24 protein-coding genes and 1 tRNA gene are annotated in these 26,726 nt (G+C 56.3%); 8 read left to right on the forward strand and 17 right to left on the reverse strand.

The genetic code is table 11. The features are described 5' to 3' along the window. Positions 1-72: 72 nt before the first annotated feature. The 8 genes from BBOH_RS03625 to BBOH_RS03655 form a co-directional block, all read right to left on the reverse strand. Positions 73-633, reverse strand: a complete 561-nt coding sequence (locus BBOH_RS03625; RefSeq protein ID WP_033521335.1) for a signal peptidase II — start codon at positions 631-633, stop codon at positions 73-75. 10 nt (positions 634-643) lie between these two features. Further along, positions 644-1,885 (reverse strand): DivIVA domain-containing protein, encoded by a 1,242-nt coding sequence (locus BBOH_RS03630; RefSeq protein WP_033521336.1) that lies wholly within the window; start codon positions 1,883-1,885, stop codon positions 644-646. 113 nt (positions 1,886-1,998) lie between these two features. Then, positions 1,999-2,223, reverse strand: a complete 225-nt coding sequence (locus BBOH_RS08755) for a hypothetical protein (protein ID WP_143242397.1) — start codon at positions 2,221-2,223, stop codon at positions 1,999-2,001. A 244-nt stretch (positions 2,224-2,467) separates the two neighbouring features. Next, on the reverse strand, positions 2,468-2,764 hold the full coding sequence (locus BBOH_RS03635) for a YggT family protein (RefSeq protein WP_033521337.1): 297 nt from the start codon (positions 2,762-2,764) through the stop codon (positions 2,468-2,470). A gap of 11 nt (positions 2,765-2,775) precedes the next feature. Continuing rightward, positions 2,776-3,246: a cell division protein SepF gene (locus BBOH_RS03640; RefSeq protein ID WP_033521338.1), complete on the reverse strand. Its 471-nt coding sequence runs from the start codon at positions 3,244-3,246 to the stop codon at positions 2,776-2,778. Between the two features lie 36 nt (positions 3,247-3,282). Beyond that, positions 3,283-4,470 carry a cell division protein FtsZ gene (gene ftsZ, locus BBOH_RS03645; protein WP_033521391.1) on the reverse strand — a complete coding sequence of 396 codons (1,188 nt, stop codon included), beginning with the start codon at positions 4,468-4,470 and terminating at the stop codon, positions 3,283-3,285. 266 nt (positions 4,471-4,736) lie between these two features. After that, complete coding sequence (gene dusB / locus BBOH_RS03650; RefSeq protein WP_237743120.1) at positions 4,737-6,110, reverse strand: tRNA dihydrouridine synthase DusB; 1,374 nt, start codon at positions 6,108-6,110, stop codon at positions 4,737-4,739. A 35-nt stretch (positions 6,111-6,145) separates the two neighbouring features. Further along, on the reverse strand, positions 6,146-7,666 hold the full coding sequence (locus BBOH_RS03655; protein WP_033521339.1) for a glycine--tRNA ligase: 1,521 nt from the start codon (positions 7,664-7,666) through the stop codon (positions 6,146-6,148). Between the two features lie 484 nt (positions 7,667-8,150). Between BBOH_RS03655 and BBOH_RS03660 the strand changes: the two genes are divergently transcribed. Beyond that, positions 8,151-9,197: a LacI family DNA-binding transcriptional regulator gene (locus BBOH_RS03660; RefSeq protein WP_033521340.1), complete on the forward strand. Its 1,047-nt coding sequence runs from the start codon at positions 8,151-8,153 to the stop codon at positions 9,195-9,197. Between the two features lie 242 nt (positions 9,198-9,439). Here BBOH_RS03660 and BBOH_RS03665 read toward each other — a convergent pair whose 3' ends face one another. The 4 genes from BBOH_RS03665 to BBOH_RS03675 all read right to left on the reverse strand — a co-directional run bounded on the left by BBOH_RS03665 (position 9,440) and on the right by BBOH_RS03675 (position 12,149). Continuing rightward, on the reverse strand, positions 9,440-10,228 hold the full coding sequence (locus BBOH_RS03665) for an isoprenyl transferase (protein ID WP_033521341.1): 789 nt from the start codon (positions 10,226-10,228) through the stop codon (positions 9,440-9,442). A gap of 2 nt (positions 10,229-10,230) precedes the next feature. Next, positions 10,231-10,953 carry a DNA repair protein RecO gene (recO, locus tag BBOH_RS03670; protein WP_033521342.1) on the reverse strand — a complete coding sequence of 241 codons (723 nt, stop codon included), beginning with the start codon at positions 10,951-10,953 and terminating at the stop codon, positions 10,231-10,233. A gap of 24 nt (positions 10,954-10,977) precedes the next feature. Further along, positions 10,978-11,328: a hypothetical protein gene (locus BBOH_RS08760; RefSeq protein WP_162177111.1), complete on the reverse strand. Its 351-nt coding sequence runs from the start codon at positions 11,326-11,328 to the stop codon at positions 10,978-10,980. Between the two features lie 68 nt (positions 11,329-11,396). Further along, a complete protein-coding gene (locus tag BBOH_RS03675; RefSeq protein ID WP_052362748.1) occupies positions 11,397-12,149 on the reverse strand; it encodes a DivIVA domain-containing protein in 753 nt (250 codons plus the stop codon). A gap of 726 nt (positions 12,150-12,875) precedes the next feature. Here BBOH_RS03675 and BBOH_RS03680 point away from each other — a divergent pair. Next, positions 12,876-12,949 (forward strand) — tRNA-Val (locus BBOH_RS03680). A gap of 238 nt (positions 12,950-13,187) precedes the next feature. Then, positions 13,188-14,507: a serine hydroxymethyltransferase gene (locus BBOH_RS03685; RefSeq protein ID WP_044098117.1), complete on the forward strand. Its 1,320-nt coding sequence runs from the start codon at positions 13,188-13,190 to the stop codon at positions 14,505-14,507. A 437-nt stretch (positions 14,508-14,944) separates the two neighbouring features. Here the strand turns inward: BBOH_RS03685 and BBOH_RS03690 are convergent, their stop codons facing one another. Together BBOH_RS03690 and BBOH_RS03700 are read right to left on the reverse strand one after the other, a co-directional pair. Beyond that, a complete protein-coding gene (locus tag BBOH_RS03690) occupies positions 14,945-15,370 on the reverse strand; it encodes a DUF3052 domain-containing protein (RefSeq protein ID WP_161786419.1) in 426 nt (141 codons plus the stop codon). Between the two features lie 295 nt (positions 15,371-15,665). After that, entirely contained in the window at positions 15,666-16,430 is a 765-nt protein-coding gene (locus BBOH_RS03700; RefSeq protein WP_420304918.1) for a S16 family serine protease, read from the reverse strand. A 391-nt stretch (positions 16,431-16,821) separates the two neighbouring features. On the opposite strand from BBOH_RS03700, the gene BBOH_RS03705 reads away from it, so the two are divergent. Beyond that, positions 16,822-18,546 (forward strand): zinc-dependent metalloprotease, encoded by a 1,725-nt coding sequence (locus tag BBOH_RS03705; RefSeq protein ID WP_074428522.1) that lies wholly within the window; start codon positions 16,822-16,824, stop codon positions 18,544-18,546. A gap of 95 nt (positions 18,547-18,641) precedes the next feature. Here the strand turns inward: BBOH_RS03705 and BBOH_RS03710 are convergent, their stop codons facing one another. Continuing rightward, on the reverse strand, positions 18,642-20,150 hold the full coding sequence (locus BBOH_RS03710; RefSeq protein ID WP_033521345.1) for an ATP-dependent helicase: 1,509 nt from the start codon (positions 20,148-20,150) through the stop codon (positions 18,642-18,644). Between the two features lie 98 nt (positions 20,151-20,248). Between BBOH_RS03710 and BBOH_RS03715 the strand changes: the two genes are divergently transcribed. Together BBOH_RS03715 and BBOH_RS03720 are read left to right on the forward strand one after the other, a co-directional pair. Beyond that, the gene (locus BBOH_RS03715) at positions 20,249-22,045 is read left to right on the forward strand and encodes a phosphotransferase (protein ID WP_052118169.1); all 1,797 of its coding nucleotides are present in this window, start codon (positions 20,249-20,251) and stop codon (positions 22,043-22,045) included. 181 nt (positions 22,046-22,226) lie between these two features. Next, positions 22,227-22,451: a DUF3107 domain-containing protein gene (locus BBOH_RS03720; RefSeq protein WP_033521346.1), complete on the forward strand. Its 225-nt coding sequence runs from the start codon at positions 22,227-22,229 to the stop codon at positions 22,449-22,451. A 14-nt stretch (positions 22,452-22,465) separates the two neighbouring features. Here the strand turns inward: BBOH_RS03720 and BBOH_RS03725 are convergent, their stop codons facing one another. Continuing rightward, positions 22,466-23,350: a PHP domain-containing protein gene (locus BBOH_RS03725; RefSeq protein ID WP_033521347.1), complete on the reverse strand. Its 885-nt coding sequence runs from the start codon at positions 23,348-23,350 to the stop codon at positions 22,466-22,468. 58 nt (positions 23,351-23,408) lie between these two features. Between BBOH_RS03725 and BBOH_RS03730 the strand changes: the two genes are divergently transcribed. Then, positions 23,409-24,113 carry a vitamin K epoxide reductase family protein gene (locus tag BBOH_RS03730; RefSeq protein ID WP_081930317.1) on the forward strand — a complete coding sequence of 235 codons (705 nt, stop codon included), beginning with the start codon at positions 23,409-23,411 and terminating at the stop codon, positions 24,111-24,113. 217 nt (positions 24,114-24,330) lie between these two features. On the opposite strand, the gene dapF is transcribed toward BBOH_RS03730, so the two are convergent. Continuing rightward, complete coding sequence (dapF, locus tag BBOH_RS03735) at positions 24,331-25,236, reverse strand: diaminopimelate epimerase (RefSeq protein WP_033521348.1); 906 nt, start codon at positions 25,234-25,236, stop codon at positions 24,331-24,333. A gap of 464 nt (positions 25,237-25,700) precedes the next feature. Here dapF and murI point away from each other — a divergent pair, with 464 nt between their 5' ends. Further along, on the forward strand, positions 25,701-26,483 hold the full coding sequence (gene murI / locus BBOH_RS03740; protein WP_033521399.1) for a glutamate racemase: 783 nt from the start codon (positions 25,701-25,703) through the stop codon (positions 26,481-26,483). The last annotated feature ends 243 nt before the right edge of the window (positions 26,484-26,726 follow it).

Here is a 26,726-nt window from a genome sequence, read left to right on the forward strand (position 1 = left end):
CCAATTCCGAATATCGCCGATGCCAGCTTGCCAAGGCCCGATAGACAAGCTGATGTCGTAGGCCGTCTCATCTCACCGCGCATGGCCATCATGGCTGGTCGACGAACGATTACCATCGCTCCCTTCCTCGGGTCGTAAGCCTTCGGAACCGAACGGTACGTTGCGGCAGATGAGCACGACAATGTAGACTGCGGACACGAAAAGAATGATGTCGGCCACATTCCCCACTGACCATCCGTAGTTGAGAAAATCGATGACCTTGCCGTTCAAAAAACCATCGGCATATATCACCCGGTCGATCAGGTTGCCCAAAGCCCCTGCGAAAGCGAGGCTCAAGGCCACCGTCCAGTTCAAATGAGTCGACTTGAACCCCAGATATGCCAACAGCACACACGCCGCCAAAGCCACACAGGAGATGAGCCACGTCATTGACGAGCCCATTCCGAGCGAGGCTCCGGGGTTATGCACCAGTGTCAGCGAGAGTAACCCCGGCACGATGCGGATAGTACGCTGCCCGCCCAGAGCGGAAAGCGCCCACAGTTTGGTTGCCCGATCAACCACAAGCGCCACCGCGGCCACAATAACGAAAACGGCCGCGCGAAGGCGCAGTCGCTTAGGTTGAACACTCTTCATATTCGTGGACTCAGTCCTTGTTGTCTTCCAACTTGTTGAAGGTATTCGCATCGGAGACCTGGGCAACCAACTGGTTAAGGAAGTCGGTCAGGCGGCTACGGTACTCATTCTCGAACTTCTTGAGGCTCTCGATGTTTGACTGCTCAATCTTCGCCTTGGTCTCAAGTTCCTCGCGCACATGCTTGGCATAGGCCTCAGCCTCGGAACGAGTCTTATGGTCGTAGTCCGCCGCACGATGCTGAACATCGGCCTCGTAGGAATCAGCTTCGCTCTTCTTGTTCTTGGCGTAGGAGTCGGCATCCGAACGGGTCTGCTTGGAATATTGGTCAGCCTCGCTGCGAGTCCGCCTGCCGTAATCGTCGGACTCGGTGCGAATGCGATCCGAGTATTCGTTGGCCTTGGTGACAAGCTCCTGGGACTTGGCTTGGCTGGCATCGGTGATTTCCTTGGCCTGAGCCTTGCCTTTGTCGACATACTGGTCATGCAGTTGCATGGCAAGAGTGAGCATGGCAGTGGCACGCTCAGGTTCGCTGGAAGCCCCGCTAGCGGCGCCGGCGATCTTCTGCAAACTGCCGGTCTCGGTGCTGGGCTCAACCTTGGACATCTGGGCACGGAGCTGGTTTTCGCGCTGACGAGACTCCTCAAGCTGACGGGACACGTCCTGCAACTGGCGAGACTGCTGCTCGGCCTGGGACAGCTTCTGCTGCGCCTGAGACAGCTCGCGGGAAATTTTCTGGTTGTTTGCGCGGAACTCATCGCGTTCATGCTGCACCGCAGTCAGCTGCTCGGTCAGGTCAGGCCTGTTCTGGGCCTTCGCCGCCTGCGCAGTCAGCTGATCGATCTGGGCGTTGAGGCGATCGACCTGATCCTTGAGCTGCTTATTCTGCTCGGAAAGACCACGGTTGCTCTCCTCCGCCTCAGCCAACTTTGCGGCCACAACCTGAGAAGACTGCGCACCCTGTGTTTCAGAAACGCCGTTTCCCTTGGCTGCGGCATCTTTAAGGGTTTTGTTCTCATTGGTCAAAGTCTGAACCTGACCGCTGAGCTCAGAAATCTTGGCATTGAGATTGCTGACATCCGGGCCGAGCGCCTGCGTGGACTGGCCGGACTGCATGGCCTGCTTGCCCAGCGCCTCTACGGTCTCGGTCACTTGGTCGAGGAAGTCATCAACCTCGTCCATATCGTACCCCTCCTTGAACCGTACGGTCTGGAAGGCATGCTCTCTGATGTCCTTCGGCGTTAACAGTGCCATATCCTTACCACCTCACTTTGGGGCCTTGACTGCCTCTTACAATGTTCTCTGTTGTGAGAATACACTACACAGTGTACTCTGCACCGATTAGTCGATTCCAAAGAATCGTTAGGTCAGTAATTCCAAGGCACCTGTGCCGAGGAATCATCATTGATGCCGGAATGCCCGACCTGATAGTCCGAAGACGCATAGGTCTGCGATATATCGGCAATCGCAAGCATGTGCGGTTCGCTCTTTTTCACGTCGACCGGCAACATCGCAACATCACCGGACGCTGACGCTACGCCCCCTTGGAACGCCGGAGCAACAACGCTTGCTGATTGGTGTACTACAGACACGCCAGTTGCGGTCGACTGCTTTCGCGGAGACGCCACTTGCCGGTCCGGTTCATCAATACCTGCACAGACTGTATCCAGGAACCTATAGAACCCATCGACATTGTGGCGCTCTTGAAACAGAACAGTGCTGAACGACCGATTCCGCGTGCTCCTCGTCTTCGACATATCGTTTACCCCAAGTTCCCATGATGGTAACGTCGCAATCCGCGACAATCGCGAGTTCTCCGTGCAACAATGAACCGCCTCAGTAAACCAGCAGCGCCGCTATGACGTCTAAGATGAACCATAACACAATCGGTGTAAAATCCAATCCGACACTGCCCAACCTCAGCGGCGGGATATATCGACCTAGCCATCGCAGCGGCGGCTGTGTTAGGGAATAGAGCACATTATAGATGGACATAATCACGTTGCCAGGGCGCCAGTTACGTGCCAAAGCGAACACCCAGTCCATGATGATCCGGAGTAGCAGTATCGTCGAATAAATCCTAATAGCCCAAGACAGGATTAATTTGATAAAGAAAATGAACGCAAGTGACATAGCGACCTTTCTCAGTACAAATCTGCAGCACCATCCGCAGACTCAGAGGCGTTGATGTTGACCTGTGCAGGGCTGAGGAGAAAGACGGTGGGAGTGACTCGCTCGATTGATCCAGAGACACCGAAGTCCACACCAGCCGCGAAATCAAGGATACGACGCGCCACGGGACCAGGCACACCCGTGAGATTCAGCACGACAGGCACACCGTCACGCAAAGCCCGTCCGACCTTGTCGGCATCCTTGTACTCCTTGGGGTGGAAGGTCACGATGCGATCAACTCCCCTGCTTGGGAAGGGGTGGGAATTCGACCCTGTGCCGCTCGCAGGCCCCTCGCCCTCGCCAGACGCAATAGGCATGACGGCATCGTCAGAATCAAAGCCGGTCAAATCATCAGTGGATGAGTCGTCAATCAATTCGTCATCATCATCGACGACATCAGCCATACCAAGATATGACATCGCCTTTTTCATGTATCCAGCCATCATCTATCCTTTCGATGCAAGTCGTTCCTGCTGATCTCAGCGCAGAAAGTCGGGTATGTCAAGGTCTCCGGGGTCATCCAGAGGGGCGATTGGCGGTACGTCCTGGTCTGCGGCACCGGTGTAGGAAGTGTCGGCTGACGCGGACGACGGCTCAGAGGGCACGTTGTCCGGAGCGGACGTGACCAACGGAGCGGCGGCCGGTTCATCGCTCTGATCCGAACCGGCCGGCACATCGTCGTTCAGTTGCAACGGCGTCTTGTCGGGCTCGGAATCGAAGCCGGCCGCAATAACCGTGACACGTACTTCGTCGCCGTAGGAGTCGTCCAGAGCGAGCCCCCAGATAATCTGGGCCTCCGGATGAATGGCCTTTCGAACGAGCTGCACGGCCGCGCTGGACTCCTGAATACCTAGATCGCTCGGACCGGCCACGTTGATGAGTACGCCGTGCGCGCCCTCGATGCTCTCCTCCAACAGCGGCGAGCTGATGGCGATTTCGGCCGCCTGAGTGGCTCGATCTTCGCCGCGAGCCGAACCGATGCCGAACAGAGCCGTGCCCGCGCCGCGCAAAATCGCGGTGACGTCGGAAAAGTCGACGTGGATGTAGGAGTTCATGGTAATCAGGTCAGTGATGCCCTGTACGCCAGCCAGCAACGCCGTATCAGCGGTCTTGAATGCCTCCATGATGCTGATGGTCTTGTCGGACAGCTCGAGGAGACGGTCGTTTGGAATGACGATCAAAGCATCCACCTCCTTGCGGAGGTTGTCAATACCGAGCTTGGCGGAAGCGGCACGCTGGGGCCCCTCAAAGTCGAACGGGCGGGTGACCACAGCGATGGTGAGCGCACCTTGCTGCTTGGCCGCGCGAGCCACGATGGGGCTTGCGCCCGTGCCGGTACCACCGCCTTCGCCGCACGTGACGAAGACCATATCCGCGCCCTTCAAAGCCTCTTCGATGTCGGACTGATGATCCTGCGCCGCTTTGGCGCCTTTCTCCGGGTCCGCTCCGGCGCCAAGACCTCGACTGTTCTGATCGCTGAGGGAAATCTTCACATCGGCATCGCTGCGGAGCAGATCCTTCGCGTCGGTGTTAATCGCAACGAACTCGACATTCTGCAATCCCTCGGCAATCATGCGGTTGACGGCATTGCCGCCTGCTCCGCCGACACCGACCACCTTGATGCTCGTCTTATCGTTGAAATTGTCAGTCTGGGCAATCTCGCTCACCATGGTCTCCTGTCACTTACGGTTATGCTTACTACTCTATCGCAGAACACGCCTAGGTTAAGGATATTTCGCGGTATGTACCACGGTTTATCACTGACGTCCGCTCAGTATCTGATTACGGTAGGAGGATTGTTCATGTCGATATGGCCAGTATATACGTAAGAATAGCCGAATTTCGGCATAATTGACGGCGTGTTGAATGTTGCGGGACAGCAGACGGCCATTGATTCGAAAATGGCCTGCAAAAAAAGCAGGCCAAAGATTGATCAATAGCTGGCATCCATCGGATCGTCTCCGAAAAGTTGTTCTCGTTCCGAGTGCGTTGTAGTGCGTGAATCGAGCCATCCGTATGGCAAATGAACCTTTTTCGCATAACGCACCCGACCCCGGGGCTTGTTCTCGACACGTGCGGGATACGTCACGGATGGATCGAGCCGCGAGAGCACGGACTCGACATCCGAAAGCGACTCGGACTCCATGAACGCCTTTCGAGTCGAGCCTCCGACCGGGAAACCCTTCAGATACCAGGCGATGTGTTTACGCAAATCGTGCACGGCCATGCGTTCGTCGCCGTCGTAAAAATCGGTCAGCAAGCGCCCGTGAGCCAGAATGATATGGCCGACCTGACCTAAAGTGGGGTCGAAACGGCACGAATCACCTGCGAAAGCATGCTTGATATCGGAGAAAATCCACGGCCGCCCCTGACAGCCACGGCCGACGGCCACCCCGGCGCAACCGGTCTGACGGACCATTTCCAACGCATCGTCGGCACCCCAGATGTCACCGTTGCCGAAAACCGGGATGTCGAGCGCCTCGACCAATTGCCTGATTTTCGACCAGTCCGAGTGCCCGCCATAGTATTCAGCAGTAGTCCGCGCATGTAAGGTCACGGCAGCGCAACCCTCGTCTTCAGCGATGCGTCCAGCCTCCAAAAAAGTCTCATGCTCATGGTCGATGCCCACGCGGATCTTGGCCGTCACCGGTATGCCAGCCGGTTGGCATACCTCGACCACACGATGAATGAGTTCGCGGAATAGATCGGATTTCCACGGCAGAGCCGAGCCCCCACCACGCCGGGTGACTTTGGGAACAGGACAACCAAAGTTGAGGTCGACATGGTCAGCCAAATCGCCTTCGACCACCATGCGAGCGGCCTGCGCAGTAATCTCAGGGTTCACTCCATACAGTTGCAATGAACGCGGGCGTTCGCTTGGAGCGAAACGACACAGACGAAACGCCTTGGGATTCCGGGCCACCAGCGCGCGCGAGGTGACCATTTCCGCCACGTACAAACCCTCAGCCCCATATGCTTCGCAAATGGTTCGGAACGGCCAGTTGGTCACTCCCGCCATGGGCGAAAGCACGACCGGGGTCTGAACATGGATGGAACCAAGATCCACGGGAGCAATCGCAGACCGCTTGCCGTCATCAGCAGTTAACGGTTCAAGTGCGCCAGCGGCCTTCGACGTCTTTTCGACATCTTCCGCCAGACATTCCGCCGCATCCGGCTTTTGAGCATCCGAGCGGTCAAGCCCCGGAAGCGCCTTCAGCGTCTGCTTCCAGCCATCGCTAAACTCCTGGCGCGCCTGCGAATAATCGACTTTGGCGAACCAGGCATCCATATCTTTCGTACTACTCACGTATCCCCTATTTACCGCTTATCAACCAACATGACTCAATACAGACCGCCGGCCTCTGCCACCTTCACCGGTGCGGATTCGTCAATGCCGGACTCCTTGGCGAAGTCAACCGCACCATCAGCGGCGATATTGCCCACGATTGAAACAGGACCTTCGGGATAACGCACGCGCTTCTCACCCACACGATCCATAACGTATCGGGTCACGTTGTCGAGAGCAACACGCTCCTGCTGCATGGTGTCGCGCTCGCGAATGGTGACGGCGTGATCGTCGACGGTGTCGAAATCGACGGTGATGCACAGCGGGGTGCCGATTTCATCCTGACGACGGTACCGACGCCCGATGGCACCGGCCTCGTCGTAGTCAATCATCAGCTCATGCTGACGCAGCTCGGCGGCAAGGTCATGCGCCACGCCTTGCAGTTCCGGCTTCTTGCTCAGAGGGAATACGGCGGCCTTTACCGGAGCGAGTCTTGGGTCGAGGCGCAGCACGGTGCGGCGGTCCACCCCGCCTTTGGTGTTCGGAGCCTCGTCAACCGCATAGGCATCCACGAGGAAGGCCATCAGCGAACGGGTCAGACCCGCAGCCGGCTCAATAACGTAGGGAATGTACTTCTTGCCACTGGCTTGGTCGAAGTAGGTCAGATCCTCGCCGGAATGCTCCTGATGGGCTTTCAGATCGAAGTCGGTACGGTTGGCCACACCTTCAAGCTCGCCCCAGTCCGAACCTTTGAAACCGAATTTGTATTCGATGTCGACGGTACGCTTGGAGTAGTGCGCCAGCTTTTCCTTCGGATGCTCATAGTGGCGTAGATTTTCCGGGTTGATGCCAAGGTCGGTATACCAGCGGGTGCGGGTGTCGATCCAATACTGATGCCATTCTTCGTCGGTGCCGGGCTCTACGAAGAACTCCATCTCCATCTGCTCGAATTCGCGCGTACGGAAAATGAAATTGCCGGGCGTGATCTCATTACGGAACGACTTGCCGATATTTGCGATGCCGAACGGCGGCTTCGAACGGGAGGAGGTCATCACGTTCTTGAAATCCACGAAGATGCCCTGTGCGGTCTCAGGACGCAGGTAGTGCAAAGACGTCTCGTCCTCCACCGGCCCCAGATGGGTACGCAACATCATGTTGAAGTCGCGAGGCTCGGTCCACTGTCCACGTGTGCCGCAATCGGGACAAACAATGTCTTTCAGACCGTTTTCAGGCATCTTGTCGCCATGCTTCTCGGCATACGACTCCTCGAGTTTGTCCGCACGCTGGCGCTTGTGGCAGTTGAGGCATTCAATCAGCGGGTCGTTGAATACGGAGACATGACCCGAGGCCTCCCACACGGCAGACGGCAGGATGACGGAGGTATCCACGCCCACGACATCGCCGCGCGTGACCACCATGGAGCGCCACCATTCGCGCTTGATGTTGTCCTTGAGCGCCACGCCCAGCGGACCGTAATCCCATGCGGAACGCGTGCCGCCGTAAATCTCACCTGCGGGGAACACAAAACCACGACGCTTAGCCAGCGACACGACTTCATCAAGTTTGGATTGAGCCACGACACACCTTCCGCTTCAATCGGCTGAAATCTGCCGATTCATGACAATTATACTGTGTGCACACTCTACCGACACAGCGTGACAGTAAACCTTTGGGTTCAGATTCGAACACGCGAGCCTGCGCTATGCACCTTCCGACCCATTCATTCAGCGTTATTTCGAAAGTCATCATAGATTCCATAGCCGCTTTTCAGAAAACCACAGGATTGATGAATGAGGGACATTGAAATCCCGGAGATTTTCCGTATCGGGCAATTGAAGTCGCAACGTGCCCAGAGAATGCGACCGCACCGATGCCGATCGGTTACCCATTGTTCACAGCAACGTAGCGGCATTCTATCAAATTCAATCAAAGAACCGACATCGTTTTGACATAGACGCGAAGTCAAACGAAATACGTTATAAAATACGGCAAAGTACGGGCTTACCGTTAAATCTAACTGTTTGATTTGCTTAGTCTGTCAATGGGTATAAATTGGTTTTTATGATGACAATGAAAGACGTGGCAGAGAAAGCCGGGGTCTCCATTTCCACCGTGTCTCTGGTACTCAACAATCACGATGCGGGACGAGTCAAACCACAAATAGCGGCCAAAGTCCGTCAGATGGCCGAAGAACTGGGCTATAAGCCGAATCCGATGGCACGGTCGTTACGAACCAGCAGGACGGGAATCCTCGGTTTCGTCTCCGAGCAGATTCAAGGCATCCCCTATACGTCAAAAGCATTACAGGGCGCCCAGGATGCCACAAGCCGGTACGGGTACATCATCCTTCTGGTGGACACGGACGGTTCGGCCCGTCAGGTCGAGCAGACTTCCACGCTGCAGCGCTACGGCGTTGATGGTTTCCTGTATTCCAAACCATCAAGTCAGGTCACCGAGGTGCCCGAAGAACTCGTGCATTCACCGCTGGTCCTCATCTCCACCAACACGGTTGACAACCGATTCCCGATTGTGGAGCCAAACGAGTTTGCCATCGGCTACGACGCCACAAAACGCCTGATCGACTCGGGTGCCAAGAAAATCGCATACATCGGCAACGCCAAGCCGACCATCACCCAGGCCACGCGTTTGGAAGGCTATCGTCGGGCGTTCAAAGAGGCAGGCCGCACTTTCGATGACCGTCTTGTGGTCAATGTGGGCAACAACGATCCGGCGCTTGAAATGGTCTCAAGACTCTTTGATGAGCAACACCCCGACGCCTTCTTCTGCTACGACGACTCCCGCACGTGGTACGTCTATGAATGCGCGGCACGACGCGGTCTGACGATCGGCAAAGACCTGTCCGTGATCGGTGTGGGCAATCTCGATTTCATCGTCGATACGTTCACGCCAAAGCTCACCACCATCGCCATACCCGAATATGAGATGGGGTATTGGGCCGCATGCAAGCTGATCTCACTGATCGAAAAACGTTCGCTCGGTCCCCACCCCTTCCCGGACGAGCTAAGCAACCTGCCGGCCATTGACGCAGCAAGCCCAGCCAAGGTTCATTGTCGACTCATTGAAAACGAGTCAGTGATTTCAAAGTAATTTTCATGCATCTTAGTCATGCGGAATCGGATTCCGCCATTTCATCAGCGGGTTTGCGAAATCCCGATCCCATTGGGCCTAACCGACACGTTTAAGACACACTTTTTTCTGATGCCTCGATACAATATCCTGGCACGCACAAGTCGGCAGGGGGGGGGGTCAGCGCTGGCAACGACTCGCACACGACAAACCCACCCAAGATTTCCGGAACGATTCATTTCATGCTATGGCTCTCACACCCATTACTTGATCGCCCCAAATCGACGGTCACGGCCAGTATAATGATCAATGGAACGCCATAACGGCACACGACCGTAGTCAGGGAAAAGCTCGGGGGCGAAATCAAGCTCGGCGTAAGCAGCCTGCCACGGCAGAAAGTTCGAGGTTCGTCGTTCACCGGAAGTGCGGATGAGCAAATCACAATCAGGGATATCGGGGTTGTACAGGTGCTGCGCCACCATTTTTTTAGTCACACGGTCACCGCTGATCTGCCCGTCACGAACCTCGCGCGCGATACCGGCCATCGCGTCAGCGAGTTCGGTGCGACCACCGTAGTTGATGCAAAAAACCACGTCGATGGTGGTGTTGTGCTTCGTGCGCTCCATCGCCGTTTCAAGCTCATCCATCACCGACTTCCACAGGCGTGGTCGTCGACCGGCCCAACGTACGCGTACGCCCCATTGATCCATTTGCGCCACACGACGATGGATAATATCGCGGGAAAACCCCATAAGGAAACGCACTTCCTGCGGGCTGCGCTTCCAGTTCTCCGTGGAAAAAGTATAGAGACTCAAATAACGCACACCGGCTTCAATGGCACCCGCGATGACGTCGAAAACGACCGGCTCAGCCGCCTGATGCCCTTCAGTACGAATCAGACCGCGTTGTTGGGCCCAACGCCCGTTGCCATCCATGATGACCCCGACATGGCGGGGCACTTTCCCCTTCGGAAATGACGGAATGATGGACGGGTCAGAAAACGGAGCCGCAGGAACGCTCAGCGACGTGTAATCCACATGTTCGAAAGCCATATTCATGAATCTAGCAGACGCAGTGCATGAATGGGGCGCTCAAGGTAGTATTCACCCCATTTCTCGACAAGTGAACGCACATCACCTTGTAAAACCGTGGCATCCAGCGTCGTCCAATCGCCTTCGACCAGAGCCTCAAGCTGCTCTCGCTCCGTCAGATCGATCCTTACGGCAGCCGGCGTGTGATCGATTGAACACATCACACCGCCAGCACTAATTGAGCAGAAATCCAGATTGTCGCGTCTACCACAGACCACACATGAATCCAAGCGCGGCGTCCAGCCGGCCAGACTCAGCGCACGCATAAGATAGGAGTCCCCTATCGCATCGGCAGGATGCAGTGCATTCGCCAAGGCGTTCAGTGCGCCGATCAATAATACATATTGGGATTCTGTGGACTCATACTCCGCAGTGATGAGTTTGTCGGCGGTCTCCACCATGGCACTAGCAGCTGTATATGCAGCATAATCCACACAAATCCGCGAAGCATACTGCGATATTGAAACCGCTTGGGAAACGACATCCAAAGACCGGCCCTGGGCGATCAGCAAATCGCAACGCATGAAAGGTTCTAACCGAGCGCCGAACCGTGACTTGGTACGTCGCACACCCTTAGCCACGGCACGGATTTTGCCGTGATGACGCGTCAGAATGGTAATGATACGATCCGCTTCACCGAGCTTGACGGTTTTGAGAACCACACCTTCGTCACTGTATACCGGCATTAATAACCCGATGTCTACTAAGTCCTAGTTGCCGGCCAGAGGGAACGAAAGCGGCGGTATTCCCATGTCATGCTCGTCTGAAGAAACCCCATTCTGACCGTTGTCGGAGTCATTGGTCGGGTGCACTGGGCTGGTGCCGGGCATCGAATACTCCGGAGACTCAAACGAAGTCGCCTGCGAAGCGCTCGACGAGACATCAACAGTCGCAGAAGTCGTGTTGGCCAATGAAGCCAAGGAGGGGCTACCCAGGTCCTCAGGCCTGGAGGTGTCACTCTGTGGCTGTGCAACGGCTTGGGTATCCGTTGTGCTGAGAACCGTTTGTTCGGTCTGCCGAACCGTTTCGTAAGAAGACGCTGAAGGTACGGCTGGTACCACAACGGGCTGCTCTGCACCCGCCACTGGCGGTTGAGGATCCGCGGAAAGGTCGACAGGGAACAACGGCTTTACCGTGGAACCGAATGCTGGCTGTCCGGCGTCCGCTCCGGCTGAGGCGACGGGAGCAGCGGCCTGGGCAGATGCGGATGTCTGTTCCATGCCAGTTGGCACTGAGCCATAGTCTGCAAGGCGCGCATATATGCCTCGACGCGGCTGAGCAACTGCGAGCATACAGCCAAATAGTAATCAACCTCACGCTCATCGTATCCGTGAACACCCTTTCGCTGGGTGAAAATGACGTTGGCTATGGTGTTGGAATCGAAATCTCGCAGGGATTTGGATTCACTCGGCCTCATCTTCTTCACGCCCAACTCGTCCGCCGCAACGACAAGAACCTGATCGACAATACGATCGACCTGTTTAACGTCATATGAAGACTGCCTGTGTTTGCCCTTATTAAAACGGTTTCCGGCCGGACGCTCACCGCGGCCGGCAATCAACTGATAGAGCCTATCCGTTTCAGCCCTCCACGCCACGCGACCATCACTGGCGATCTGACGAGCAGTATCGCGGTCGACAATGGCGTGTTCAAGACGTGCTAGGGCGGCATCCACCTCGGCGATGACATAGCCTCCCCTAGTGAAAGTAAAGGCCGTGCTCTGCACGAGCTCCTGAGTCAAGTCTCCGTTGTTCAGGTCATACTGCTCATGTGCCTTTTCGAGAAAATCATCCACTTGATCGGGGTCATAGCCCCATTTATGCTTGCGGACACAGTCAAACCTAGAAGCGTTTTGTTGCCCCTGTAACGAATTCTCTGACATCCAATCTGCCTCCTCAAGTGAACGCTCTATGCTGTTTTATAATACAGGTATGCTACGACGCTAAATAAAACCATGCTCACGACGTACTTAAAACGTTAATTATTAAATCGTTAAAGTCATAGAGAACCATATGACACTTGCGGCCTGAAACGATTACTTTTGCACCCTTATGAACAGCAGCACCGAGCCCATCCGACGATTTACACCATGCACGCAGGTCACGGCACATTCATCGCTGAACTTGCGGCATTATCCTTTTGCCGGCTTGGATGCCTATCTCTTCATTGGTCCGACTCGGCAGCAGAATATCGACAAACCAGACGCCCTTGTCGATGTCTTTGTCCGCATGCTGCGAAGTTTTTCTGTGACCCGTTACCACTGGATATCACGGCTCATATGCGGATTCAGGTCGAGGTCTGAGACAACCATACAATAGGAGCCGTTACAGGCAACATCACTACAGCCCAAAATCCCCGATATCGCGCCACGACAATCAGCGACACATCGACACTAAACGATGCACACAACAGCGAACAAGAAAAACAGATTGGCAACCACCGCAGAAACGAACCCCAAACCATTGACAGCAGCGGCATATTTGAACCCGCACGAAACACCGGACTCCAACCATCGACCGCCAAACGCTGCACGGGGCAACCCGAATCCATTCAGGACTGGGGCAACACTCCGGTGGCCGGCGGTTGAGGTAAACTAGTGGCTTGTATCGGGCGATTAGCTCAGCTGGTTAGAGCGCCACCTTTACACGGTGGATGTCGGGGGTTCGAATCCCTCATCGCCCACAGATACGAACCCTTGGAATCCCAACGATTCCAAGGGTTTTCTAGATACCGGCACACGTTTATGGCACCATTCAAGCACAGATTTCCAATGCCCAGTTCCGATCCCCGTCAGCCCCAGATTGCACACACGCCAGCCATCCATTGCATTCCACAATGCGGTGTATGGAGACCGGTTTTATGGAGGCATGTACATAATTGCTTATACCCAAGAAGTCAACTATCAGAAAAGGGGTCCATCATGACTGAACTTTCGAATGCCTTACCACACTACCCAGCGGTGCCGCAAAGTTCGTCGGACGTTTTTAACGCTCCCATCGCACAGGCGGACCCCGAGATCTCGTCGTTGATCGACCAGGAACTGTCCCGTCAGCAGAACGGGCTTGAGATGATCGCCTCCGAGAACTTCGTGCCGCGGGCCGTGCTCGACGCACAAGGGTCGATTCTGACCAACAAGTATGCAGAAGGGTACCCGGGGCGTCGTTACTACGGTGGGTGCGAATTCGTCGATGGCATCGAAACGCTGGCTCGTAATCGTGCCAAGGAACTGTTCGGAGCCGAATTCGCCAACGTGCAGCCACACTCCGGCGCACAGGGAAATGCCGCCGTCTACCAGGCACTTATCAAGCCGGGCGACACCGTGCTCGGACTGGCCCTCGACCATGGTGGACACTTGACGCACGGCACCAAAATGAATTTCTCCGGTAAGTTCTACAACGCCGAGGCCTACGGGGTCAACCCCGACACCTTCCTGATCGACCCGGAAATCGTGCGTCGGCGTGCTTTGGAAGTACATCCGCAGCTCATCATCGGCGGCTGGAGCGCCTACCCCCGTATCGAAGATTTCAAAGCGCTCAAAGAGATTGCCGATGAAGTCGGAGCCAAGCTGTGGGTGGATATGGCGCACTTTGCAGGCATGGTTGCAGCAGGTTTGCACCCAAGCCCGGTGCCATACGCGGATGTGGTTTCTTCCACCGCGCACAAGACTCTCGGCGGCCCCCGCTCGGGCTTCATTCTCGCCAAGCAGGAGTATGCCAAGAAGCTCAATTCCGCCGTCTTCCCCGGGCAACAGGGCGGTCCGCTGATGCACGTAATCGCCGCAAAAGCCGTGGCCTTCAAGGTCGCCGGCACCCCTGCGTTCAAAGAACGCATGACCCGTACACTTGAAGGCGCGAAAATCCTTGCGGAACGTCTTAACGCGCCGGATGTGGCCGCTCAAGGAATCACCGTTTTGACGGGCGGAACCGACGTTCATCTGGTGATGGTAGATCTGCGCAACAGTGAGATGGACGGCTTGACGGGCGAAAACCTACTCAGGGAATGCGGCATCACCGTCAACCGCAACACGGTCCCCTTCGACCCTCGCCCCGCCTCCATTGCCTCCGGCCTGCGAATCGGGACTTCGGCTTTGGCCACGCGTGGTTTCGCGGCACCACAGTATGAGGAAGTGGCCGACATTATCGGCACCGCATTGGCCAATGGAAAAAATGCCGACATTCACGCGCTGAAGGCACGGGTGACCAAGCTCACCGAAGATTTCCCGCTCTATCCCGGCATGTAAAAACCAAACCGTGGCCAAAGCGCCGGACCGGTGTGTGCAACGACCGCAAGCGACTGTCCATGGCGGTTGCACACGCCGGTTTCATGCCTATCAGATTAGATGTACCGGGGAAAGGCTGACGCACAATCAAAACCGGCATCCTCGCCACAACCCGCGGTAGCCCGCCATGTGCAGACGCTTTTTCGTCGTATGAAAGCGCCCCCGGCACCGATACGACAGTGGACCGAATGGATCCGTGGCATACAGGCATCAAAACATGTACGACAAACACCTTGCCATGTGGCATGGTGCCGATATGGCATATCAAGACGGTTTCACCAAGTATTTCAACATAATGGTGCAGAAAAGCTCTCAGGTACTGAGCCCTATGCACCAAGGCGATTCCGAGACTATCTCAAATCAGATGCCAGCTCCCCAACAACCGTCTGACAAAACCGTTAGCGGCCCTTGCCATAGGGCGTCAAGTGAATGCCATTCCAATCGTCGGAAACCGTCAACGGGGTGGCAGCATTCATTCCAGCCGTTGTGGCCGCAGATTGCACAGTGATGGAGCTAGCTGCTCCAGGACGACCAGGTTTGGGCGTCAACACCCACAATGGTCCATCACCACCAAGCACGGCGTAGGCGTCCACGATGGTATCCGCAAGCGCATCTTCATCGTCGCCGTCACGCCACCAGATGATGACGCCATTAACCGCAGCGCCATAATCCTCATCGACCAAATCCTCACCGGTCAGAGTCATGATCCTATCGCGAATGGAATCACTCACATCGTCATCCCACAACCACTCCTGGATGACGTCTCCTTCGTGAAACCCGAACTCTTCAGCGTTTTTCGATGCCGTTTCATTCACGGTTCCAATATAGCAAACGGGCGCGAACTGTCTCAATGAGATACAACAACGTTTTCGACCAACGACCAAACGGACAGACAAACAGACAAAGCGACGCGCCGCACTTTGCTTCCCACTGCCGTCGAGTAAGAAAGAAGCGCCAGGAAACGCCGCCCTTCTATGCTTGCCGGGATATGTTCCGGTGCCGGGACAATGATCTTCGGCGTACGTGTTCAAGGATCGGTCTCGGCGCAAAGGAAAAGCGCAACCATCGAATCCACTCGGACGGGTCGAAAGCGAGACAACCGCCTTCATCAGGTTTCAATTACTGAGCACGAGCTTCAGACACCACGCAATGCGGAAGATTCGCCCCCTGCCCCTTGCCGATGAGCACAAGGGCTTTGTACGCCTCCTCCAGAGTGGAAACCTGTACGTCACGTAGCCCTTGCGGCACATGACCTGCAACCTCGTCGCAGTTCGAAGCCGGTGCCAGAAACCAACTCGCGCCATCCCGCTTGGCGGCAATCATCTTAAGTTTGATACCGCCGATTCTGCCGACCTTGCCTTGCTTATCGATCGTGCCGGTCCCCGCGATCGTCCTGCCGCCGGTCTCATCCTGCACAGTGAGCTTGTTAAGCGTTCCGAGCGCATACATCATGCCGGCCGAGGGGCCGCCGATATCGTCCACATGCATCGCGATTCTCACATTGTGCGTCCTCAACCCCAGACGATTGGCATAGGCAATCGCCGCGGCGGAGGCGGAATCCTGGGAGCCCTTCATCTGCTTAATGGTTCCACGACCGTACTCTTCACTGGTCTGCCCAGGAGGGAACACCGCCTCAGTGGGCAACAGATCCTGTTGTGGATCGAAAACCGCAAAGACGGTCTCGGCTCCGATGGCGGGATAGCCGGGCACGCCTCTGGCATTGACGGTTGTCAGCAGCAATTTGCCCTTTGTCGCATATGTTTTGGTGCCTGTTATGGAGATGACGGATTTGCCGCTCGCCTTGGCCAAAACATCCTGTGTGGGACCGGGCGATTCGATGACATAGGGGGTGGGCAGCACCAGCACCGCCGCACACAGTGCCATGCAAATCAAACCCACGAAATACCGAAGGCCATGACCGCGCCAGTAACACATGGATCGACTTGACCACAACCGACGCACTGCCGTCGTTTTCACAAAAGAAGAGCCATCTTCAGCGGCAATCCCAAAGCCACCGTCTTCACTGACCTGCCCCGCCACCATGTCACCGCCCCCCACCGATCCTTCAGCCGCTGGTTGGCCAGCCCTGAATTGACCGGATTCGAAATCTTGCTGCACAGGTTTCATAATCCCCAAGTATGCTTGCCGCGCCGGACTCACCGAACACCCAGAGCGAAAACGCCACAGAAGACCATACAGACCAATATCATGGAGACAGCGGGCGTCAAGGCCGTTCATAATTTTTCGCAGCACGAGCAAAGGACGAAACCGGAACATGGACGAGAATGCGATTCATCAATGGCTGGTCGAATGCTTCGGCCCGATACAAGGCAACATGGCATTCCAGCAGCTGAACTCGCTGCCTGACGGAGTCAAAGATCAAATCATGAGTCAGGATCCGGAACAGCTGCCCAAACCCTCAGAAGTCCACGCACTGATGCAGGCGTTTACCGCCAGCGGCCTGAATACGGTGAACGACATGGAGCGGACCACCGAGGAAGGGCCCATCAATGTAAGGCTCGCCTCCTCCATCGCCTTGGCGCAGGCGAACGATGAGTCCAGTGAACAAACAGTGAGCGCGGCGCAGGGACAGGCCGTCCGACAGGCAATGAGCGAGGCGAACCTATGGTTGGACACCACCTGCTCCCTCGACCCGGCACCGGGCGAACCACAGGTCTTCACCAGAGCAGACTGGGTCAATGCGACACTCGATTCGTGGGCGAAGTTCGCAAGCCCTGTGGAGCAATCCGTCAGCGACGCACTTTCCAGCGTGATTACCGACAGGTTCGGAGACAGCTTCGGAGAAGGCGGCATGGCGAAGATCTTCGCTGGCCCGATACCGATCGACATTCCCGAAAGCATGAACAGTCCAGCAGCCATCATTCGGCTGATGGGCAATATGGCGTATTCGATGCAACTGGGGCATGCCGCGGGTGAACTGTCCCACAAGGTGCGCGGAAGCTTCGATCAGGGAATCGCTTTGCAGAGCAATCCGGCCGGGGCGCTGATTGCACAGAACGCGACGGAATACGCCAAGAGCCTGCAAATCGACGAGTCCGAGGTGTTGAGCTTCCTGGCGCTCGGCGAAGCCGCCCACGCACGGTTGTTCGCGCAGGTGCCGTGGCTCATGCCCCGCTTTGAAGCGCTTATCGGCAAGTATTCACGCGGCGTCGATATCGATTTGGATGCGGTTGAGGAACAGTTGCGCGATGCAGCCTCAATGGATCCGGAGTCGATTTCAGGAGCTGTGGACCTTTCGAAAGTCGGCATTCCCGACACACCCGAACAACAGGAAGCCGTCGCCAGTCTTGAAACGCTGCTTGCTCTTGTAGAAGGCTGGGTGGACTGCGTCACATGGCGGGCAGGCATGGCGCACCTCCCCCACATCGATCAGCTACGCGAGATGATGCGTCGCGACCGTGCCGTGGGCGGACCGGCCGAACAGACCTTCGAAAATCTGTTAGGCATACATCTTCAGCCCAAGCGGATGCGCGAAGCAGCGGCCGAGTGGGAACGAATCGGAACCACCGAAGGCGATAAGGCACGCGATGCCAAGTGGTCACATCCAGACCTTCTGCCTACCCTACCCGCCGAAGAGGCCGATTCTGGAGACATGACCGTCCCTGCGGCGCCGACGAGCGGAGACGACACGGCCGCTGCCGTTTCCGAAACGACATCCGCTTCCGCGCAAGACAGCACCGATGCAATCGACTGGGACGCCGAACTGAGCAAGCTGCTTGACGAAGACGACGATGAAAAGCGTTCCAGCAAGCGCGATTTCCTGAACCGCAAAGACGGCAAGCCGAACGATGTCGACGGCACTGACCGCTTCGATAGCGAAGGTAACGCCCATAACGTTTCCACCGACCCGTCCGACACCTCCCATGCCTCCGACGGTTTGCCCCACAACACCAATGAGGCAAATCGCGCCGACGACGCGGACAATGACGGAGGCGAGAATACCGGCGACGGAACAGAGGGCTTCACCGACCGTCAATAGTCAGCAAGCATGTCTTGCACGATCCATCAGTGGATTCATGACGCATTCCCAGCGTCCGCTCGAACCGTGGGTGAATTGGTTCCGTTCTTCTGCCGTCACCGGTACAGGAATCGGCTGGGAGCCCTGGTAAACGAAGAAACTCCATCCTTGGTTTTCGCGTATGAAAGGTGCAGTGTATCCTCGGCACGAGTGACACCCACGTAGAACAGTCGGCGCTCCTCCTCCAACGCCTCGCTCGGAGAGGGTGAACCATATGGCAGAAGGCCTTCGGAGCAGCCGACGATGAACACGTGTTTGAACTCCAGACCTTTTGAGGCATGAATCGTGGAAATGGTGACTTCACCCTGTTCCGCCCCCCGGATAGCCACGGCTTCAAGCGCATCTCGCAGACCCTCATCTTCAGGTTCAAGCACAGATGAGCTCCAACCGGCGTCCCGGCGTACCCGAGAGCGCAGTCCCATTCGTTTCAGCTCGCGAGCAATGACCTGTTGTTGGGCATTCAAACGCGTAAGAACGGCACAGTCCTGCGGCTTAGATCCTTGGTCAATGAATTTCGCTATGCGTTGGGCAACCCCGATGGCCTCCTGGGCGTCATCGTCGTAAACGTTGCGCATCACACGCATGCCTTTGGCTCGTGGCGATTGTAACCTCAAGTAATTCTCGCGGTCGGGTGCGGCCGAAAGCACACGATTCGCATAGCTGACCACCTGCGGGGTGGAACGATAATCGATATTGAGATCAACATCGGCGCTTAAGGGACCAAATTCCCGATCGAAGCCAAGAAGACTGTAGCTGCTGGCACCTGCGAAGGAATAGATGGTCTGGGCAGGGTCGCCCACCACGCATACCTCACGGCTATCGTTCAGCCACAGGGTCATCAGGCGGTGCTGCAGCGGCGAAACGTCCTGATACTCATCGACGGTCAGGTGCCCGACGGAACGACGAATGGCAGCTGCCTGTTCATCAAAATGCTCAAGTACGTGGCACGTCAACAACAGAATGTCGTTAAAATCCATCTGACCTCGGCCGGACTTTTCCTCCTCGTAAGCCAGGTAGAACGCGGCGAAATCCTCAGGATCAAGGCCGGCCGGTGGTTGATGATGCAGCGCCGAGCATACGCGCGCATAATCGTCAGGCGCGATCAGGCCAACCTTGGCCCAACTGACTTCGGCCAATACATCGCGTACCGCAAAAGTGTCGAACCCGATGCCATCGGCACCAACGGAACGCTTAAGCGCCTGGGCTGCCAGCATTTGCGGATCGTCACACACATGCGGCAACGGAGCATCGCTGACCTGCGGCCAGACGGAACACAGCTGGTGCAGTGCGGCCGAATGGAACGTGGCGGCTTTGACTCCCTCGACACCGAGTGCGCCAAGACGGTTCTTCATCTCGTTCGCCGCCTTCACCGAAAACGTCACGGCAAGCACCTCAGAAGGCCGCCATTGACGGCTGGCACAGGCGTAGGCAATCCTGCGGGTGACGGTACGCGTCTTACCCGCCCCAGCCCCCGCAATGATACGCACCGGCCCCTCAAGGGTCGTCGCGGCCTCAAGTTGAGCCTCGTCCAACCCTTCAAGCAGTGTGCGTGCATCGGCGATCATAGTGACTCATTGTGCCAGCGGGAGTGGTCTTGAACACATGCGGCATGGCGGGATATACGCTGTATTAATCTAGAATTGTGACTTCAGGAAGCAAACTTATGTTAGCGGCGCTGGCATCAGCCGCCATGCCCGGACTAGCCGTATCCGGTGTGTATGAAAGCAAGCAGAGTAACTATTGCGACGATCAAGCCGGAATTGACCATGCCATCGTGCAAGACAACGCAGGTCGCCACTATGACATTTTCGCTACTTCAACCCGAGAGGGCCGCACACGGCTGAGCAACCGGGCCAAGGCGGCGCGCGCGCTCGAACGATCGCGAGAGCTTTCGGCTTTGGGCTTCCAGATAGACCACGTCGCCGGTTTCAGCGACACCGGAAAGCACAGCCCCACCGGGAATTACTGCGTACTGGTGACCACCGCGGTGGAAGGCGAGGTAAGGCCTCTCAAACTGTTGACCCTCGACGATTGCGCAAGCGTGGGCACGGCTTTGGCGGCCATCCATCGGCAGAACCCTGAGCTGGGCGGCAAAGGCCGTTCGTATTCAACCGGACAGATACGATCACAGCTGACCTCATGGATTCAGCGTCTGCGCCGCGCCGGGCACGTTCCCACGGCCATCACTTCAAGCTGGTCGAAAATCATCGAAACCGACGGCCTGTGGTCATTTTCTACCTGCTTCGTGCACGGAGGCCTTTCCGACGGGGATCTCCTGTTCACGGGCTCCACAATCACCGCCATCACCAACTGGCAGAACATGCAGATCAACGACCCCGCACGCGACCTGGCCTGGATTTTCGCCAAGCTCAATGAGGCGCACAGGGACGCGCTCATGAGCGCCTACGGAAGGATGATGGGAGCACGTCTTGATCCTCTAATTCTGCTCAGAGCGAACTTGTGGCTACAGATGGAACAGGTGGGTGACTTCATTGAAGCCTTATGCCATGCGGACACCCCCAAAATCATGAATTTCAAGGCTCAAGTCGAACGCTTGGCACACCAGCTGACGGTTGTGGCCAACCGCGAAACCGCCGAACAAAGCGCCGCCATAGCAGCCACAGAGGCGGCGAACGCCAACAAAGATCCGGTCAAGCAGGTCGAGCAAGCCGCGTTGCCCTCCACAAAGAATAATTCCGTTGACTCCGAGGATAAAACGGGCTCGGCCGAAATCACTAAACGCAGCCCGGCCCGCCGAAACGACACCGCAGACGATACCATCAGTCGTCAGATCAAACCAAGCAAACAGGCAGCAAACGTTGACGCCATGCAGGCCGACGACTCCACTGGCGACAGCGTCATCGGAGGACACATCTATCCAGACATGCCCAAAGGGTCTTCACTGGAAACGATGGTGCTTTCCAGGTCCGAAGGCGACAGAGCGGACGGAACGGCCGCAGACACCGGCAATCAAGACAGCATTCCCGACTCGCACGCCCCCGGACTTCCGGTAGACGTGGTGAATTCCGACTCAGGGGAAAGTCGAGCGGACGACGACGGTATGAGCGGCCACGGATACGCGACTTCCAACCCCTACGATGGTTCGTCGTCGCAGGGCGGGGAGCGGCGCCCCTCAACCGCGACGTTGTTCATCCCGATTCTGGAGGAGCAGGAACGCGCATTGAGGGATGCGCAGGAAGGTCTGGAGGAATACGAGGAGTATGGGGCCGATCAGTCAAAGGAAATCAAGACAGCTTCCAACGGTTCCGAGGACCAATCGAATTCCAATAGGGTCAGCGACCCCAACGACTCCAATGAATCAGATGGCTCCGACGGTACCCATGATTCAAGTCGGATCGATGCCCCCGATCATCCAAACCCCGAAGACAGAACGGCAACGATCGACGACACCGGTGACGCACCAGGAGCAATCTCGAACGACACGCCGGAAACAGCCTAGGACGTTAACCCGCAGTCGGTCGCAACGAACATAGACTGCACGCGCGGCCGACCTCATCAACCCGGCGACATAAACGAGTCTTGCGGCCAATGGCGAAAAACTATCCCGAATCACGCTACAATCAATAGCGGCAACAATACGGTCAACACGACTGACCTAAATCAAAGAAATGAGGAAATTCATGGACGTCGAATTCGGTATCCGCGACATTGAACGGCCCGTTCAGTTCAGCACCGACCAAAGCGTGGACGAAGTCAGCCAGGCAGTAACCAACGCGATAACCGCGGGCCAGCCGGTAACACTGACCGACAGCAAGGGCCGCCGTATCATCGTCCCGGCAAATGCACTGGGATACGCGGTAATTGGGTCCGAAACCAAGCATGCAGTGGGATTCGGCGCTCTGTAAACCGCATAACGAACTCAAGGCAACATATCAATCGCGCCACGTCGCACGATTTCAGCAACGACGTCGCCATCCGTGACATTCTCTCCCAGGCGGTTCGGTTTGCCGGCTCCATGCCAGTCCGAACCGCCCGTGACCAACAGTCCGAGTTCTTCAGCGAGCGCCTCCAGACGCACACGATCGGCCTGCAGGTTGCCGCGATGACGTATTTCCAATCCATCCAAGCCAAGTCGTGCAAGTTGTCGAATATGCTCGTCATCGAGCAAAACGGCGTTACGGCTACGATCTGCCGGATGCGCCACAATACTGACCCCTCCTGCGTTGCGCACAACACGTACCACTTCCGCGGCGCTGGGAGATGGCGTAGGAATGTAATATTTACCGGAAGCCGACACCGCCCCCCGGAAAGCTTCGGAACGAGTCCGATACACTCCGGCGGCCACCAGCGCATCAGCCATATGTGGGCGTCCTATCGTTGTCTGTGACCCCTCCTTGACCTGTTCAAGCACGCTCTGCCAGCTGATTGGAAAATCTTCCGACAGAAGTCCGACCATATGTTTGGCACGTTTGAGCCTGGCCTCGCGCGTGCAGCGGAAAAGCCCGGAAATGCCCTCATTGTTTGGATCGTATTGGTAAGCCAGCATATGTACCGAAACCGGACCGCATTCTGCAGTCACTTCAGTGCCACGTAAGACAGGAAACCCAAAACGACGCGAAGCCGCGGACGCATTTCGCCAGCCTGCTGTGGTGTCATGGTCGGTGATGGCCACGCCCTCGAGACCCTTGGCAACAGCTTGCTCCACCAATTCGACAGGGGTGTTGGTACCATCGGAGTAAACAGTATGGCAATGGAGATCCCATCCATGTTGCAACACAGTGCATACTCGCGCATTATTGTTCATACGACTATGGTAGGTCATTGGAACAAAAAACGTCAGTCTGTTGGGAGGCAAAGACGAAATGTCCACTAAACACACGCTGAATGCTGTCCGCAGCTCACAGCACAGTCAACGTGATCACGGGTCCTCGGAAATCTATGCCGCGTTGGATGCCGAAAGACGTCCATCGGGATTCTGGCACGGCCCGATTTCATACGTTGTAATGTGCATTGCCGCGGCCGTAGGACTCTTCGCCTCATTAATGCTCGCGGCCGACACCCTGAAATTGGCCCGTAACCCCAACAAAGCCCTCGGATGCGACATCAGCTCGGTTTTGTCGTGCTCAAGAGTCGCGGACTCCCCGCAGGCCGAAATCGTCAAGTTCGGGGGTCTGAGTTTTCCAAATGCATTCTTCGGCATAGCGGTTTTCAGCGTATTCGTCACGGTGGCCGTGGTCGGCATGTGCCGCATCATGCTTCCCCGCTGGTTTGCGTTCTGCACATGGGCCGGTTGCGCAATAGCGATTCTGTACTCATACTGGCTTTTCACTCAGTCCATGTTCGTCATCAAAGCGCTGTGCCCTTGGTGCATGACAATGATGTTTGCTTCGACGATTATGTTCATGGCCTGCTCACATGCCACGGTGACCATGCAACACATGCCACGCGAAGCGGGATGGCTCAATACTTACTATCGCATGCGCTACGACCTCATGCTCGACATTGTGTGGATTCTTGCGATCATAGCCTTGATCTTCGTCAAGGAGGGCGCAGCGATTTTCTCTTGATCTCAATCAAGGGACCTCAATCAGGGCATCGGTTGATGGCGGTCAATGACCAACACCAATGAGTCAAACGGCGGGATTGCTTCAAGGGAACACCATTCCCGCCGTTTGCTTTGCCGCGGGTCGAAGCGGGCAGATCACCGTCTCACATCCTGCTGTTTACAATGGCGACCAAACGATACCTAATCATTTTTACCGATACACCAATGGCATAAACCTATTACAGCAGCGAGATTTCGGCGACGATCGTGGCCGAACCGGTCAGAACGACTCCGGTATCGGTGACATCGACGCGCAACAACCCACCTCTTACGCTAATGTCCCAATGACTCACACCGGTCTTAGCCCGCAACGTCACGGCCGTGGCGCATAATCCGGTGCCGCAGGATAGCGTCTCGCCGCAACCCCGTTCGTAGACACGCATCGTGGCCTTGCCCGTTCCATTGGATACCGCCGTGTCATCGATTCTTACGATTTCAACGTTCTGATCAGATTCGATCATCGGAGTCACCACAGGCTTAACCGCCAAATCGAGATTCTCAAGTTCCGGCAGTGCACTGTTTTCGTCTCGCTCATTCAACACAGCCACCACATGCGGGTTACCCATGTCGACGAATGTGCCCCGCAACCGCCCTTGTAACCCGGAAATCGAAACCCGATAAGCGTCAGGCTCACCCATGTGCCATTGGCCGACTTCCACATGGAACACGTCTTTCCCGTACGGTTCAAGGTCACCCAGTGCCCGCAATTGCTTGACACCGGCACGTGTTCCCAACCGGAATGCCGCGCCGTGCGATAGATCGATCACACTTTCCCGTGCCGCAAGCAGCGTAATCGCACGTGTGCCATTCCCGCACATCTCCGCGTAACTGCCATCCGCATTGCGATAGTCCATGAACCACTGGGCTCCCCCGTCGGCGCAAGCCGCAATCTGCTCGGCAGTCAGGTCACTTACACACCCCACAGGCGCAAGGCGAATCAGCCCATCACCACCGATGCCGAAGTGCCGGTTGCATAGATGCCGTACTTCGTCAGCCGTGGGTTCACAATCCCCCTCACGGTCGACGTAAACGACAAAATCATTACCGGTGGCGTGCGCCTTATAGACTGTTTCAGGAAGGGTCATGGCACCAGTTTACCCATACCGCGAGGCCGAATGACGCGAATGGCCATAAAGCTCAACGCGAAGGCCATTGGTTTGCACCGCCGTAGAGCTCACCTCGTCGCAGTCTGCCCTATCGTCGTCGTATCGCCATTTAAGGCGCATTGAACCCATCGGGCACAACTCTGGAATTTGAATACATTGCAAGCTTTCGCAAACCGCCAAGAACCCATCAGACAAATGCGAGACATGGCAGCTTTTTGAGCGCATTCGTCGTGGCGACCCGTGCTATGACACTTTGCCCCACGCACATCGGCGTCCAATCCGACCACAGACGAAACCACAAATGAACGAAACATAGACATATCAAGACTATATTGTGTGAATTCGCGATGAGAGAGCAGCGAAAGTGCGTCGGTCGAGTATGCTGTAGCTCAGATTATCATCCATTCCGTCGCGTGACGGCAACCATGCAGGGAGAGGCAAGCATGACTTCCAACGCTCCGATCGGCGTCTTCGACTCCGGACTGGGCGGCATATCAGTAGTGCGCGAAATAAGACGGCAGATGCCCAATGAAAGCATCATCTACTTTGGGGATTCGGCCAATGCACCCTACGGAACCAAGCCCACCGAAGAAGTTCGTACACTTACACAAAACGTGGCCGAACACCTCGCCTCACAAGGAATCAAAGCACTCGTCGCAGCCTGCAATACGGCATCATCGGCGGCCGATACCTATCTGCATCAAACCTACGACTTCCCCATTGTCGAGATGGAGCCGGCATTGAAAGTGGCCTGCGATCGGGGTCACGGCAAACCTCAGCGTGTGATCGTTGCGGCCACGGAGCTGACGCTCAATGAACGGAAATTCTCCGCCCTCATGCAACGCTTCAGTTCCAAGCACACCGTCTACCGGCAACCTTGCCCGGATCTTGTAGAAATAGTGGAAAACGACCAGCTAGAAAACCATGACTTGGTAATGGCTACACTGCATCGTTATTTCGATGAATATGACCTCGCCTCAATCGACGCTGTGGTGCTCGGTTGCACACACTTCGTTTTCTACCGCGACTACTTCCGTGAGCTGCTTCCCGGCCACGTGGCCATTGTGGACGGAAACGCCGGCACCGTTCGCCAATTGCATCATCTGCTCGAAATTAACGACACATTGGCTGACGCGGAAGCACAAGGCGGTGCAAAGCTCGAGAATTCGGACACCAGCACGGCAATGGCGACCCTCATGCACAAGCGTTTTGAAGGCGACAGCTGAACGCCGCCGACCCCGCCCGCCCCTAACGTCCACCAATGTCCGCCAAGGTCCACGGAGACAGCTCGTCAGGTCGGTCGGGTGATACCCATACCCTTGTCAAACAGGGTTTCACCCGGCCGCGAACAGGACTCCCGCAATACGCTGAACCAGGCGGCATTGTCCGCGAGCGCGGCGTAAGCTGGAAACAAGTTTGCGGTTAACTTAAGTGTGCCATAGTCCAACCCGCCATGGCACGCGTGGGAT

The organism is Bifidobacterium bohemicum DSM 22767, from assembly GCF_000741525.1.
GTDB classification, from domain to species: domain Bacteria; phylum Actinomycetota; class Actinomycetes; order Actinomycetales; family Bifidobacteriaceae; genus Bifidobacterium; species Bifidobacterium bohemicum.